We start from the raw sequence: 14,137 nt of genomic DNA, 5'->3' as shown, positions 1-14,137 counted from the left end.
CCTATTGAAGTCGGCGCCCTCTGAACGAGCGGGCGGGCCGGAGTGTCCGTGGGCGCGACTAGTCTTATCCGGTGACTGTTCCGGGGATTCTGCGCGCCTTGGAAGAGGCGTCTCTGTACCGTGACGCCCTGCAGTGGGCGCACACCGATGCCGACCTCGGCCTGGTCGACGGGCTCGATGCGCCGGCGCTCGCCGGCCTGCTGGAGAAGCGCGCTGCGGCGGGGCACCCCCCTGCGCTCCTCGCCGTCGTCCCCACCGGGCGGCGTGCCGAGAGCCTGGCGCTGGCGATGCACGCCTACCTGCCCACAGCCGACATCCTGACGTTCCCGGCCTGGGAGACGCTGCCGCACGAGCGCCTGAGTCCCAGCGTCGACACGGTCGGCCAGCGCCTGCAGACGCTGCGCCGCATCGCCGAGTGGACCGGTGATCATCCGCTCGTGGTCGTCGCGTCCGTGCGGGCTGCGCTGCAGCCGATCGCGGGCAACCTCGGGGAGATCGCGCCGCTCGAGCTCGCCGTCGGCAGCCGGGGCAACGATCTCGACCGCGTCGTCGAGCAGCTCGTGGAGCGGGCATACTCCCGCGTCGACATGGTGTCGCGTCGCGGCGAGTTCGCCGTGCGCGGGGGCATCCTCGACGTCTTCCCTCCTGTCTCGGAGCACCCGTTCCGCGTCGAGTTCTTCGGCGACGAGATCGACCAGATCCGCGCCTTCTCCGTCGCCGATCAGCGCTCGCTCCCGGGTGACGTTCCCGGTGTCGACCTTCCGCCCAGCCGCGAGCTGCTGCTGACCGCCGATGTCCGCGATCGCGCGCGCGCCCTGATCGAGGGCTTCCCGGCGATCCGGGGGATGCTCGAGAAGATGGCCGAGGGTATCCCGGTCGAGGGCATGGAATCGCTCCTGCCCGCGGTCGCGGGGCCGCTGAAGTCCCTGGCCGAGTATCTGCCGGCGGGGGCGGCGACGGCCGTCGTCGATCCCGACCGCTCCACCGCGCGCGCGATCACTCTGGGTGACACGAACCGCGAGTTCCTCGATGCCGCCTGGAGCGCGGCCACGTCCGGTGCGTCGGCGCCCATCGATCTCGGTGCCGGCGACTTCCTCACGATCGCCGAACTGCGCGAGGGCGTGCGCGACCGGGGTGGCGTCTGGTGGCAGCTGAGCCCCTTCGGCATCAGCGTCGGCGACGGCGATGCGGCCTCCGATGCGGATGCCGCCACCCTCGGCGCCGCCATCATCCCCTCGTTCCACGGCAACGTCGACGGGGCCATCTCGTTCGTCGAGGCCAAGGTCACCGACGGCTGGCGCGTGGTGGTGATCGCTGCCGGCAGTGGTCTGGTCGATCGTGCACGTGATGTGCTGTCCGACCGCGGCCTCGCGGCTCGCGTCGTCGAGACTCTCACGGATGCGCCGGAGGCCGGTGTCGCGACGCTGGTCACGGGGTCGGTCGAAGCCGGATTCCAGGTGCCGGAGGCGAAGCTCGCCGTCCTCACCGACAACGAGTTCTACGGACGCACGATCGGTGGCGACCAGCGGGTCGTCAAGAAGCTCGCCTCCCGTCGCAAGAACGTCGTCGACCCGCTGCAGCTGAAGCAGGGCGACTTCGTGGTGCACGCCACCCACGGCATCGGGCGGTTCGTCGAGATGACGCAGCGCGAGGTGTCCACCGGTGGTCGCAACGCGACCAAGTCCGTGCGCGACTATCTCATCCTCGAGTACGCCCCCTCCAAGCGCGGCTACCCCGGCGACAAGCTGTATGTGCCGACGGATCAGCTCGACTCCCTCTCGAAGTACGTCGGCGGTGAGGCCCCGACCCTCTCGAAGATGGGCGGCAGCGACTGGTCGCAGGCCAAGGGCAAGGCTCGCAAGGCCGTGCGCGACATCGCGGTCGAGCTCGTGAAGCTGTACTCCGCACGCATGAGCGCCAAGGGCCACGCCTTCGGCCCGGACACGCCCTGGCAGCGCGAACTCGAAGAGGCCTTCCCCTTCGCCGAGACGCTGGACCAGCTGCAGACGATCGACGAGATCAAAGCCGACATGGAGCGGCCGATCCCGATGGACCGGCTGCTCTCGGGCGACGTCGGCTTCGGCAAGACCGAGGTCGCCGTGCGCGCGGCGTTCAAGGCGATCCAAGACGGCAAGCAGGTCGCGATGCTCGTGCCGACGACGCTCCTGGTCAAGCAGCACATGGAGACGTTCACCGAGCGCTTCGCCGGTTTCCCGGTGAAGGTGCGCGCGCTGTCGCGCTTCCAGACCGACAAGGAGGTCCGGCTCACTCTCCAGGGGCTGCTGGAGGGCTCCGTCGACATGATCATCGGCACCCACCGCATCCTGACGGAGGGGGTCATCTTCAAGGACCTCGGTCTGATGATCATTGACGAGGAGCAGCGGTTCGGCGTCGAGCACAAAGACGCGCTGAAGAAGCTGAAGACCAACGTCGACATCCTCGCCATGAGCGCCACCCCGATCCCGCGCACGCTGGAGATGGCGGTCACGGGCATCCGGGAGATGTCCACGCTCGCGACACCTCCGGAGGACCGGCATCCGATCCTCTCGTTCGTCGGACCCCGCAGCGACAAGCAGATCGCCGCGGCCATCCGGCGCGAGATCCTGCGCGAGGGCCAGATCTTCTTCGTGCACAACCGCGTGCAGTCCATCCAGCGCGTCGCGGCGCAGCTGGCGGAACTCGTTCCCGAGGCGCGCATCGCCGTCGCCCACGGGCAGCTGGGCGAACACCAGCTCGAACAGGTCGTCGACGACTTCTGGGAGCGCAAGTTCGACGTGCTCGTCTCGACCACCATCATCGAGACCGGCCTCGACATCTCGAACGCGAACACGATCATCATCGACCGCGCCGACAAATACGGCCTCAGCCAGCTGCACCAGCTCCGCGGTCGCGTCGGGCGAGGGCGGGAGCGGGCGTACGCGTACTTCCTCTACGACGAGATGAAGCCGCTCTCCGAGACCGCCGCCGACCGCCTGCAGACCATCGCGGTCAACAACGAACTCGGCTCGGGCATGCAGGTCGCGCTGAAGGACCTCGAGCTTCGCGGCGCGGGCAACATGCTCGGCGCCGAGCAGGCCGGACACATCGCCGGCGTCGGCTTCGACCTGTACCTGCGCATGATCGGCGAGGCGGTGGCGACGTTCCGCGGCGACGAGGTCGAGACGGGGCAGGAGCTGCGGCTCGAACTGCCGCTCGATGCCCGGATCCCCGAGTACTACATCGACAGCGAGCGACTGCGCCTCGAGGCGTATCAGAAGCTGTCGGCGGCCTCGGCGGCCACGGCGAAGGACGGCGCCATCGACCTCGTGATCGAAGAACTCGTCGACCGCTACGGCACGCCGCCGGAAGAGGTCGAGGGACTGCTGGCGATCTCGCGGCTGCGTCGTCGGGCTGCGCGCGCAGGATTGACGGATGTGGTCGTGATGGGGTCGAACCTGCGCATCGCGCCGGCGCGGCTCGAGGACTCGATCAAGGTGCGGCTGCAGCGGCTGTACCCGAAGGCGAAGCTCGTGGCCGGGGGAGAGGCGCTGGTCGTGCCGATGCCCACGGTTCCCGCCGCTGTAGGTGTCGGACTCGAGCCGCTGCCCGACACGCAGCTCCTCGAATGGGTCGAGCAGCTGTTCACCGCCATCTTCCCGGAGCCCGCCAAAGTCGAGTAACGTGCGGCGGCTGCTTTCGCGGCTGCGGCGGGACTAGTCTGGCCGCATGTTGTACGAGCACCTCGGGGCTCGCCCCCGCATCCATGACACCGCCGTCATCGCCCCCACCGCCGTCGTCTCCGGCGACGTGGAGGTGGGGCCGGGCTGCCAGGTGCTGCATGGCGCCGTCATCACGGCCGAGGGCGGGCCGATCACCCTCGGCGAGAACGTGATCGTGATGGAGAACGCGCTGATCCGCGCCACCGCGGCCAATGCGGTCCACATCGGTGCGCACACACTGATCGGGACGCTGGCGAGCATCGCCGGCGCGACGGTGGGCGAGGAGGTCTTCTTCGCGTCCGGCGCCCGCGTCTTCAACGGCGCACTCGTGGGGGCGCGCTGCGAGGTGCGGGTCAACGCGATCGTGCACCGCCGCGCCGTCCTGCCCGAGGGCACGGTGGTCCCGATCGGGTGGGTGGCCGTCGGTGATCCGGTGCAGCTGCTCTCGCCGGACCGGGATCAGGAGATCGCCGCGGCGCAGCCGGAGCTCGACTTCCCCGGTCATGTGTTCGGTGTCGACCGAGACACCCCCGACCTGATGGTGCAGCTCACCGAGCGCTACGGCAGTTCGCTGGCCCGCCACGCCCACGACCGCGAGATCACGGACTGAGACGCCCGGGAGACGACGAGGCCGGGCACCCCTGCGGATGCCCGGCCTCATGTCGTTCGGATCAGATGACGCCCTGGGCGAGCATCGCGGCGGCGACCCGCTCGAAGCCCGCGATGTTGGCGCCGGCCACGTAGTCGCCGGCGACGTCGTGACGCTCTGCCGCGTCAAAAGCGGCGTCGTGGATGTCGGCCATGATCTCGCGCAGCTTGTTCTCGCTGTCGGCGAAGGTCCAGCGCTGACGCGAGGCGTTCTGGCTCATCTCGAGGGCCGAGGTCGCGACACCGCCGGCGTTCGCAGCCTTGCCGGGAGCGAACAGCACGCCTGCCTTCTGGAAGGCCTCGACGGCGTCGGGCACGCACGGCATGTTCGCGCCCTCGGAGACGGCGCGCACGCCGTTGGCGATCAGTGCCTCGGCATCGGCGAGGCTGACCTCGTTCTGCGTGGCGGAGGGGACGGCGATGTCGACCGGGACCTCCCAGACGCTGCCGCCCTCGACGAAGCGGGCGCTGGGCCGACGGTTGGCATACTCGACGATCCGGGCGCGCTCGACCTCTTTCAGCTGACGGAGCAGGTCGACGTCGATACCGGCGTCGTCGACGACGTAGCCGGAGGAGTCGGATGCCGTGACGGCGGTCGCGCCGAGCTGGGTGGCCTTCTGGATCGCGTAGATGGCGACGTTGCCCGAGCCCGAGATGCCGACGCGCTTGCCGGTGAGGGAGTCGTTGTGCACGGCGAGCATCTCCTGCGCGAAGAACACCGCGCCGTAGCCGGTCGCCTCGGTGCGCACCTCGGCACCGCCCCAGCCCGTGCCCTTGCCGGTGAACATGCCGGACTCGTGACGGTTGGTGACCTTGCGGTACTGGCCGAAGAGGTAGCCGATCTCGCGGCCGCCGACGCCGATGTCGCCCGCGGGGACGTCGGTGTGCTCGCCGAGGTGGCGGTACAGCTCGTTCATGAACGACTGGCAGAAGCGCATGACCTCGGCGTCGGACTTGCCGTGCGGGTCGAAGTCGGACCCGCCCTTGCCGCCGCCGATGCCCTGACCGGTGAGCGCGTTCTTGAAGATCTGCTCGAAGCCGAGGAACTTGATGATCGAGAGGTTCACCGAGGGGTGGAAGCGCAGTCCGCCCTTGTACGGGCCGAGCACCGACGAGAACTGGATGCGGTAGCCGCGGTTGACCTGCAGCTTGCCGGCGCCGTCGATCCACGGCACGCGGAAGAGGATCTGCCGCTCGGGTTCGACGAGCCGCTCGAGGATGCCGCCGTCGACGTACTCCGGGCGTCGTTCCAGGACGGGGGCGATCGAGTGCAGCACCTCGTGGACGGCCTGGTGGAACTCCGGCTCGTACGGGCTGCGGGACAGCACCGTGTCGAACACGGGCTGCACGGAGGCGGCGAGCGGATGGAAGTCGGCGGGAGTCGTTGCGGTCACGCGGAAGAGGCTTTCTGATGGGGGATTGTGGTGCAGGCGATCGTGTCGCGTGAGGCATCGCCGGTGTCGGCGGAGGTTTCACTCTAGCGGCCGGCCGAATGCGGATCGCGCACCCGGCCAGACGGTATATCGGTCACCCGGTGTTCTGAAGGCCGGCGGCGACGCCGCTGACCGAGAGCAGAAGCAGGCGCTGCTGTTCGGCATCGGCGCCGGACCCGGTGGGCCCCTCGGCCGAGCGCAGCGCGCGCAGGGCACGCAGCTGCAGCAGCGAGAGAGCGTCGACGTAGGGGCTGCGCAGCTGCACGGCGCGCTGGAGAACAGGCTTGTTCTCGAGCAGGCGCTCGCCGCCGGTGAGGCGGATGACCCAGCGCCGCGTGACCGCGAGTTCGTCGAGCACGAGCTGTGCCAGGTCATCGCGGTCGCCCAGGGCGAGGTACTGCCGGGCGATGCGCTCGTCGGTCTTGGCGAGGCTCATCGCGACGTTGTCGATCATGGTGCGAAGCAGCGGCCACTCGCGGTACGCCTCGATGAGCAGCTGCTCATCGCCGACAGCGTCCAGGGCGGTGCCGAGACCGAACCAGCCGGCGAGGTTGATGCGCGCCTGCGTCCACGCGAACACCCACGGGATGGCCCGCAGATCCTCGAGGGACTCGACGGACAGTCCGCGACGCGCGGGCCGCGAGCCGAGCGCGAGCAGACCGATCTCCTCCATCGGGGTGACCGTGGCGAACCAGGGCGCGAACCCCTCGGCCTTCACGAGCGAGAAGAAGCGTTCGCGGGAGGCGGCATCCATCACCGAGGCGACCTCGGCGTAGCGCTCGGCCGCGCGGCTGGTGCGCTCCTCCTCGGTGGGAGAAGACGCGAGCAGTGTGGCGGCGGCGACCTGGTCGATGTGCCGCATCGCGATGGCCGGCTCGCCGTAGCGCGCGAAGATGACCTCGCCCTGCTCGGTGAGCTTGAAGCGGCCGTCGACCGAGTGCGGCGGCTGCGCGAGGATCGCGGAGTTGGCGGGGCCGCCACCACGCCCGAGGGCGCCACCGCGACCGTGGAAGAGCGTCAGCTCGATCTCGGACTCCTGCGCCCAGCGCGCGATCTTCTCCTGCGCCTCGTACAGGGCGAGGTTCGCGGCGACGGGGCCGACATCCTTCGACGAGTCCGAGTATCCGAGCATGACCTCGAGGCGGTTGCCGGTGGCGGCCATGCGCTCGCGGAACTCCGGGAAGGTCACGGCCTCGGCCAGGATTCCGGGCGCTGCTTGAAGGTCGGCGAACGTCTCGAACAGCGGCACCACGTCGAGCACCGGTGCGTCGTCGCCGAGCGCGTATCGGGCGAGACGGTGCACGTTGGCGAGGTCGGAGGCGGCCTGGGTGAATGAGACGACGTAGCGTCCGGCAGCCCGCAGGCCGCGGTCGCGCTGGATGTCCGCGATCGCGCGGAACACCTCCAGCACCTCCTCGGTCTGGGCGCTGATGGCCTCGCCCGCGTCGAGCTCCGCCAGGGCCTTCGCGTGCACCTGCGAGTGCTGACGCACCTCGAGCTCGGTCAGGTGGAAGCCGTACGTCTCGACCTGCCAGATCAGATGCTGCACGCCGCCGAACGCATGACGCTTCGCGCCGGCAGCCGCGAGCGAGGACTGCACGGCCCGCAGATCCGCGAGTAGCTCCTCGGGACGCGAGTAGCCCTGGGCCGAGTCACCGTGGCGGGTCGCGGCGACTCGTCGGGACAGGACGAGCAGCACGCGGCGGTGGGGCTCATCGGGGGAGCGGGCCGCGAGTTCGGCGGCGAGCTCCGGCTCTGCCGCGGCGAATCGCTCCCACAGGGCGACGACCTCGGCGTTCGGCGGGGTGTCGTCCGCCGACAGCGTGAGGGTCCGGCCGATGCGGTCGAGCGCGCGCTCCAGTCCGCGAAGGACGTGGTCGGCCGCGATCTGCGAGGCCTCGCGGGTGACGGATGCCGTGACGAACGGGTTGCCGTCGCGGTCGCCACCGACCCAGGAGCCGATGCGGACGAACGCGGGCACCACAGGAGCACTGGAGCCGGATTCCTCGCCACGGAGAGCGTCGTCGATGCGGCGGTACACGTGGGGCACGGTCGTGAACAGCGTCTCGTCGAACACGCCCATCACGGTGCGGACCTCGTCGGTCGGGGAGGGCTTCTGCGACCGCAGCGGCGCGGTGCGCCAGAGGGTGTCGATCTCCTCCAGCATCCGGCGGCGGGCACGGTGCTCCTCGGATCCGCCGGCGCTCGCCGCATCGTGCTGGGTCAGCAGTTCGGACAGGCGACGGATGCTCGAGGAGACGGCACGGCGGCGGGCCTCGGTCGGGTGGGCGGTGAAGACCGGGTGGAAGCGGAGGCCGTCCAGGCGGCGGCGGGCTTCCTCGTCGCCGACCTCGCTGCGCAGTCGTGCGTAGGCGGTCGCGACGGTGTCGGCGGCATCCTCGCGTCCCGGCTGTCCGGCGCGCTCGCGCAGCACGCGCACGCGCTGGTGCTCCTCGGCCAGGTTCACGAGGTGGAAGTAGCAGGTGAAGGCCCGGGCGACCTCGTCGGCCCTGGCGATGGTGAACGACTCGGCGATCGCCGCGGCACGCTCGAACGCATCGGGCGTCTCCTGGTCATACGCCTGGATCGTGGCGAGCCGCAGACGCTCGACGTCTTCGAAGAGATCGTCGCCGCCGGCTTCGCGCAGCACCTGCCCGAGCAGCTGCCCGAGCATCCTGACATCGGTGCGCATCGCATCCGGCGTGCCGCTACTGGCTTCGAATCGGCCGATCACGCGGATCGCCTCGGTGTTCGTGGGCTCGGAGAAAGAGTGTGCGGGGGTCACCCTTCGAGAGTATCCCGGGCGGTGGGGGTGTCCTGCACGCATGACGCCGCACCCGCGCCGACCCGGAACGACACGGCATGCACGGCGATATCGCCGCAACCTACGATGGAGGGGATGCGCATCTCAGCGAACCCCCTCCGCGGTCAGCAGTTCCCCGCAGTCCTTCTTCTCATCGCCGCCGGTCTCGGCCTGCTGCTCGCGAACCTGCCCACGCACGACGCGCTGGCGGCGTTCCTCGACTTCCACATCGCGGTGCCGGGCACGGATCTCGATCTGTCGATCTCGCACTGGGTGTCCGACGGCCTCCTCGCGATCTTCTTCCTCGTCGTGGCCATCGAGCTGCGTCACGAACTCACGCACGGCGAGCTCGATTCGCCGCGCAAGGCTCTGCAGCCCGCGATCGCCGCGGCCGGCGGAGTGCTCGTCCCGATCGCCGTGTATCTGCTGATCGCGGGTGGTGACAGCTCCACCGCGTCGGGCTGGCCGATCCCGACGGCCACGGACATCGCGTTCGCGCTCGGTGTGCTGGCGATGTTCGGCAAGGGCCTGCCGTCGCGGGTGCGCGTGTTCCTCCTCGCCCTGGCGATCCTCGACGACATCATCGGCATCATCTTCATCGCGGTGCTCTTCGCCGACGACGTGCAGTGGCTGCAACTCGTGCTCGCGATCGTCGGTGTCGCCGTGTTCTGGGCGCTCAGCCGTCTGCTGCACGCGAAGGGGCACCCGCTCATCGCGGTCGCCATGGTCGTGGTCGGCGTCGTCACCTGGGGCCTCGTCGCCTCGTCCGGCGTCCATGCGACGATCGCCGGAGTGCTGCTCGGGCTCGTCATGTCGCCGGTCCCCGCGGCCCGTACCCGGCACGCGCTGGAGCCGACCGTGAACGGTCTGATCCTCCCGGTGTTCGCGTTCGTCGCGGCGTTCGTCGTGATCCCCGCCCTCTCGCTCACGCAGCTGTCGCCGGCATTCTGGGCGATCGTCGTCGCGCTGCCGGTCGGAAAGATCATCGGCATCTCGCTGTTCGGGTGGATCGCGATGCGCATCCGCCCGAAGGGTGCGGAGCCCGCGCTGCCGTTCGCCGACATCCTCGCGGCCGGTGCGCTCGGCGGCATCGGCTTCACGGTCTCGCTGCTCCTGGCCAACCTCGCCTTCGCGAGCGACGGCGGTATCCGCGACCAGGCCATCCTCGGTGTGCTCGTCGGCTCGCTGATCGCCCTGGTGCTCTCCGCATTCATCGTGTCGCTGCGTGCGCGCTGGTACCGTCGGGTCGCATCCGCCTCCTCGTGAGCGCGGAGCCGGATCCGCACCGAGCAGAAGGAGCACGCGTGAGCGCACGACCCGAGCCTCAGGCAGACGGCGCCGACCCGCTCCGCACCGCCGCCGACACCATGCACGCGGTCCGCGACCGCTGCGTGTGGTCGCAGCAGATCACGCACCGAGACCTCGTGCCGTACCTGATCGAGGAGTCGCACGAGGTGATCGACGCGGTCGAGTCCGGCACGCGCGACGACCTGCGCGAAGAGCTCGGAGACCTGCTCTGGCAGGTGCTGTTCCACGCGGCGATCGCGGCGCAGGATCCGGAGGACCCGTTCGACATCGACGACGTGGCACGCACCCTGACCGAGAAGATGGTGCGGCGGCATCCGCACGTCTTCGCCGGAGAGGTCGCCGAGACGCCCGAGCAGGTCCTGGTGCACTGGAACGCGGCCAAGGCTGCCGAGAAGCGCACCCGCAGCAGCGTGCTCGACGGAGTGCCACGGGGGATGCCGGCACTCGCGCTCGCGCAGAAGCTCGTCGGTCGCGCGGCCGGTGTCGGTGTGACGGTCGCGTCGGTTTCGACGGCAGAGCCCCCGGCATCCGAAGCCGAGCTCGGCGATGCGCTGCTCGCGCTCGTGGCGACGGCCCGCGCCGAGGGGTGGGACGCGGAACGCGCACTGCGCGAGCGGCTCCGCGCGCTCGAAGACGACGTCCGGGCGGCCGAGGCCGGCTCCTGACGCACGGTCGGGGTGCCCGACCTGGGAAGATGGACCCGTGGCTACTGTGAACCCGCCGCGCGGCATGCGCGACATCCTCCCCGCCGACAAGGCCCGCCGTGAGCGCGTGCTCTCCGTCATCCGCGAGCGCTACCTCGCGCACGGATTCGACGAGATCGAGACGCCCGTGGTCGAGGACTACGACCGTCTGCATGCCGGGATCGGCGGCGACAACGAGAAGCTCTCGTACAACATCCTGCGGCGCGGCCTCGACGCCGACGCGATCCGCGCGGCCGCCGAAGACCCTGCTGCCCTCTCGGACCTCGGCCTCCGTTACGACCTCACCGTCCCGCTCGCACGTTTCTACGCGAGCAACCGCGGCCAGCTCCCCACCGTCTTCCGCTCGATCCAGATCGGCCCGGTCTGGCGTGCGGAGCGCCCTCAGAAGGGCCGCTACCGGCAGTTCGTGCAGTGCGACATCGACATCATGGGAGACGACTCGTCTCGTGCCGAGGCCGAGTTGATGGTCGCCTCGCTCGACGCGGTCGACGCCCTGGGCCTCGAGGGTGCGACGGTGCGGATCAACGACCGCCGGGTCCTGGACTGGATGCTGGACAGCTTCGGTTTCACCGCCGAGGAGCGTCCCGGCGTGCTCATCACGATCGACAAGCTCGACAAGATCGGTCCGGAGGGGGTCGCCGCCGAGCTGCACGAGCGCAGCGCCTCGACGGCCGCCGCCGACGCCTTCGATGCCTTCCTGCGGCGCCCGCAGACGATGGAGTACCACCCGTTCGGCGAGCGTCAGATCCGCAAGGCCCTGCCCGACGGCGCCCCGGCCGAGCTGATCGAGCACCTGGTCGGCATCGGCGAGGCGGTGGCTGCGGGGCGTGGTCAGTCCGACATCCCGCTCGTCTTCGACCCGTTCCTCGTGCGCGGCATGGGGTACTACACCGGAACGATCTTCGAGCTCGCGCACCCGTCCGTCGGGTACTCACTGGGCGGCGGCGGGCGCTACGACGGCATGATCGGTCGCTTCCTCGGACAGCAGGTCCCCGCGGTCGGGTTCTCGTTGGGCTTCGAGCGGCTCGTCGATCTGATCGCCGATGAGGCCGATGCCGCCGCGCAGGCGGTCGTGCTGATCCACGATGCCGACGTGCCGGTGCACGAGCTCGTCCGCCACAAAGCCACGCTCATCGCGGGCGGGGCCCGGGTTCGGCTCGAGCGACGCACGAAGAACGTCAAGGCGCTGCTCGAGCGCTCGGCGGCCGACGGCTACACGGCCTTCGCGACCGTGTCCGCGGGCGCCGGCGACCTCGAGGTCAAGCCGCTCTCCTGACGCGAGGTTCGGACGCTCTCGCGTCGCGTTCACGCCGCGTTCACGCCGGCGGGGTGGAATCGGGGCGTGAGCCGCATCCGCACCGTCGCCGTCGTGTCTCTCGCCCTCGCGGCGGTGCTGACCGCGATCCGTTTCGCCCTCGCGCAGCAGGCTGCCATCGCGCGGAAGCGGATCGGGAAGCCGCTGGGGGAGGAGTCCGTCGATGCCGACCGCGTCTGGCGTCGCGCGCTCGACGGCGAGCCGCTCGACTTGCTGGTGCTCGGCGACTCGATCGCCGCGGGCCTCGGCGTCGAGCATCGCAAGGAGACACTCGGAGGGCGGCTCGCGAAGGGCGTCGGTCAGCGGATGCACCGGCCGGTGCGGCTGCGCACCGCCGCGGAGGTGGGGTCGGAGTCGCCCGACCTCCCGGCGCAGCTCGACACGCTCCCCGCCGACTACCGTCCGCACGTGGCGGTGATCGTCGTGGGCGGCAATGACGTGACGCACCGGCTTCCGGTGGCGCTCTCCGCACAGCATCTGCACGAGACGATCAGGCGGCTGCGGGAGACCGATACCGAGGTCGTCGTCGGCACCTGCCCCGATCTCGGGGCGTTGCGTGCGGTTCCGCAGCCGCTCCGTCGCATCGCGTCGAGCCTGTCGCGCCGTCTTGCCGAGATCCAAGACGAGACGGCGCGACGGGCGGGAGCCGAGCCGGTCGATCTGCGCCGTGCGGTGGGGCCCATGTTCTTCGACGAGCCGGAGGCGATGTTCAGTCTCGACCACTTCCACCCGAGCGCTCTGGGCTACCGGCGCACCGCTGAGGCGCTGCTGCCTGCGGTGTGCCGTGCCGCGGAGGTGGCCCTCAGCTCGCGCCGTCGCTCGGGGCCGCGCTGAAGGACGCGGCCCACTCGGCCACCCGGCGGCTGCTCTCCTCGTCGGAGATGTCCTCGACACGGGTCATCACCGACCAGCGCACGCCGAACGGGTCGCGGATGCTCGCGAACCGGTCGCCCGAGACGAACGGCGCCGGTGCTTCGCGCACCGTAGCTCCGGCCTCGACGGCTTTCGCCACGATTGAATCGACGTCTGAGACGTAGAGGCCCATCGAGTAGCAGTCGTCGTCGCCCTCGGGCGAGCGGACGAGGTGATACTCCGGGTTCGGCTCGCCGAGCTGCAGGATGCCGAGCCCGAAGTCGAGGTCGGCATGGGCGACCACGCCGCCGAACTCCGTCACGTCGATGACTCTGGCGCCGAAGACGTCGCGGTAGAACTCGATCGCTTTCTTCGCGTCGGGGATCGCCAGGAACGGCGTGAGCGAGGTCGCGCTGTTCGGGCGCCCGTCGGTCGTGTACGTCCCGGTGGCACCGGTCGTGGGGGTGTCTGTCGTGGGGATGTCGTTGCTCATGCCGCCACGTTAGGCCGGGGGCACGGCCCGCAACTTGAACATCCGCGACAACCTCCCGATGTCGGGGCGGGAGCCTACGCTGGGCGCATGGTGAACCCGACCCGTGGCGTGCTGTACCCCGCTCGCTTGCCCGAGTTCCACCGCCTTCCCGCGCCGGCCGCGGTGACAGAGCTGGTCGCGTGGTTCTGGATTCCGGAGTGGGACATCGAGCCCGGCCGTTCTTCGCGCCAGGAGATCGTCGCCTATCCGGCGCTCAACCTCGTCGTCGATGCGGATGCCGTGATGCTGTCGGGCGCCACGACGCGGGTGTCCCACCGTGATCTCCGGGGGAGAGGCTGGGCGGTGGGCGCCCTGCTGCGCCCTGCCGCTGTCGCCGCCCTGGTCGATGACCCCACCGCACTGGTCGACGGCGAGCGAGTCCTGGGTGGGCCGACGACGGATGTCGCGGAGCTGCACAGTGCCGTGGTGGCGGCGATGGGTTCCGGAGACGGGCACCGCGAGCAGGCGGTCGCGATCTTCGCCCGGTGGCTCGGGGAACGCGTCGGCCCGGTGGGCGATCCCGCGCGTCAGGCCAACGCGCTCATGGACGTGCTGATGGGCGACGATGCCGCGCTCACTCCCGAAGAGGCGGCCACGCGCCTCGCGGTGTCGGTGCGAACCCTGCAGCGGATGACCCATCGCCACGTCGGGCTCTCGCCCGCCGCGATGATCCGGCGACGGCGACTGCAGGAGGCAGCCGTGTGCGTGCGGGAGCAGCCGGACACCGATCTCGCGTCGATCGCCGCCGATCTCGGGTACGCGGATCACGCCCATCTCACCCGCGACTTCCAGGCGGTCCTCGGCCTCGCCCCGCGCGCGTACCGTTCCGAGTCGAGCCGCTGAC

Annotated in this window: 10 protein-coding genes; 7 read left to right on the top strand and 3 right to left on the bottom strand. The window is 70.2% G+C overall.

Features of this window, described 5'->3' with window-relative positions; all coding sequences use genetic code 11:
- Positions 1 to 71 precede the first annotated feature (71 nt).
- Both mfd and J7E45_RS03955 read left to right on the top strand, forming a co-directional pair.
- Positions 72 to 3,659, top strand: a complete 3,588-nt coding sequence (gene mfd, locus J7E45_RS03960) for a transcription-repair coupling factor (RefSeq protein WP_215067162.1) — start codon at positions 72 to 74, stop codon at positions 3,657 to 3,659.
- A 46-nt stretch (positions 3,660 to 3,705) separates the two neighbouring features.
- Positions 3,706 to 4,308, top strand: a complete 603-nt coding sequence (locus J7E45_RS03955) for a gamma carbonic anhydrase family protein (RefSeq protein WP_215067160.1) — start codon at positions 3,706 to 3,708, stop codon at positions 4,306 to 4,308.
- Positions 4,309 to 4,369: 61 nt separating this feature from the next.
- Here J7E45_RS03955 and gdhA read toward each other — a convergent pair whose 3' ends face one another.
- Positions 4,370 to 5,740: an NADP-specific glutamate dehydrogenase gene (gene gdhA, locus J7E45_RS03950; protein ID WP_215067158.1), complete on the bottom strand. Its 1,371-nt coding sequence runs from the start codon at positions 5,738 to 5,740 to the stop codon at positions 4,370 to 4,372.
- Between the two features lie 133 nt (positions 5,741 to 5,873).
- Positions 5,874 to 8,564 carry a phosphoenolpyruvate carboxylase gene (locus J7E45_RS03945; protein WP_215067156.1) on the bottom strand — a complete coding sequence of 897 codons (2,691 nt, stop codon included), beginning with the start codon at positions 8,562 to 8,564 and terminating at the stop codon, positions 5,874 to 5,876.
- 114 nt (positions 8,565 to 8,678) lie between these two features.
- On the opposite strand from J7E45_RS03945, the gene nhaA reads away from it, so the two are divergent.
- The 4 genes from nhaA (at position 8,679) to J7E45_RS03925 (ending at position 12,743) form a co-directional block, all read left to right on the top strand.
- Positions 8,679 to 9,848, top strand: coding sequence for a Na+/H+ antiporter NhaA (gene nhaA, locus J7E45_RS03940; RefSeq protein WP_215067154.1), 1,170 nt, complete (start codon positions 8,679 to 8,681; stop codon positions 9,846 to 9,848).
- Between the two features lie 101 nt (positions 9,849 to 9,949).
- Positions 9,950 to 10,555: a MazG family protein gene (locus tag J7E45_RS03935; protein ID WP_251053468.1), complete on the top strand. Its 606-nt coding sequence runs from the start codon at positions 9,950 to 9,952 to the stop codon at positions 10,553 to 10,555.
- Between the two features lie 64 nt (positions 10,556 to 10,619).
- Complete coding sequence (hisS, locus tag J7E45_RS03930) at positions 10,620 to 11,870, top strand: histidine--tRNA ligase (RefSeq protein WP_215067333.1); 1,251 nt, start codon at positions 10,620 to 10,622, stop codon at positions 11,868 to 11,870.
- Between the two features lie 66 nt (positions 11,871 to 11,936).
- Positions 11,937 to 12,743, top strand: coding sequence for an SGNH/GDSL hydrolase family protein (locus J7E45_RS03925; RefSeq protein WP_308162053.1), 807 nt, complete (start codon positions 11,937 to 11,939; stop codon positions 12,741 to 12,743).
- Here the strand turns inward: J7E45_RS03925 and J7E45_RS03920 are convergent.
- Entirely contained in the window at positions 12,712 to 13,254 is a 543-nt protein-coding gene (locus tag J7E45_RS03920) for a VOC family protein (protein WP_215067150.1), read from the bottom strand. The two genes, J7E45_RS03925 and J7E45_RS03920, sit on opposite strands and share 32 nt — an antisense overlap.
- 87 nt (positions 13,255 to 13,341) lie before the next feature.
- Here J7E45_RS03920 and J7E45_RS03915 point away from each other — a divergent pair, with 87 nt between their 5' ends.
- On the top strand, positions 13,342 to 14,136 hold the full coding sequence (locus tag J7E45_RS03915; RefSeq protein WP_215067147.1) for a helix-turn-helix domain-containing protein: 795 nt from the start codon (positions 13,342 to 13,344) through the stop codon (positions 14,134 to 14,136).
- The last annotated feature ends 1 nt before the right edge of the window (position 14,137 follow it).

The organism is Microbacterium sp. ISL-59 (genome assembly GCF_018613945.1).
GTDB classification, from domain to species: Bacteria; Actinomycetota; Actinomycetes; order Actinomycetales; family Microbacteriaceae; genus Microbacterium; species Microbacterium oxydans_B.
Note: the sequence above shows the minus strand (reverse complement) of the source record. Positions and strands in the feature narration are given on the sequence as shown.

Excerpts from the sequence above, each read along its gene's own strand:
- hisS (WP_215067333.1), top strand. The coding sequence starts at position 10,620 with ATGCGCGACATCCTCCCCGCCGACAAGGCCCGCCGTGAGCGCGTGCTC.
- J7E45_RS03915 (WP_215067147.1), top strand. The coding sequence starts at position 13,342 with ATGGTGAACCCGACCCGTGGCGTGCTGTACCCCGCTCGCTTGCCCGAG.
- J7E45_RS03935 (WP_251053468.1), top strand. The coding sequence starts at position 9,950 with ATGCACGCGGTCCGCGACCGCTGCGTGTGGTCGCAGCAGATCACGCAC.
- J7E45_RS03920 (WP_215067150.1), bottom strand. The coding sequence starts at position 13,254 with ATGAGCAACGACATCCCCACGACAGACACCCCCACGACCGGTGCCACC.
- nhaA (WP_215067154.1), top strand. The coding sequence starts at position 8,679 with ATGCGCATCTCAGCGAACCCCCTCCGCGGTCAGCAGTTCCCCGCAGTC.
- J7E45_RS03955 (WP_215067160.1), top strand. The coding sequence starts at position 3,706 with ATGTTGTACGAGCACCTCGGGGCTCGCCCCCGCATCCATGACACCGCC.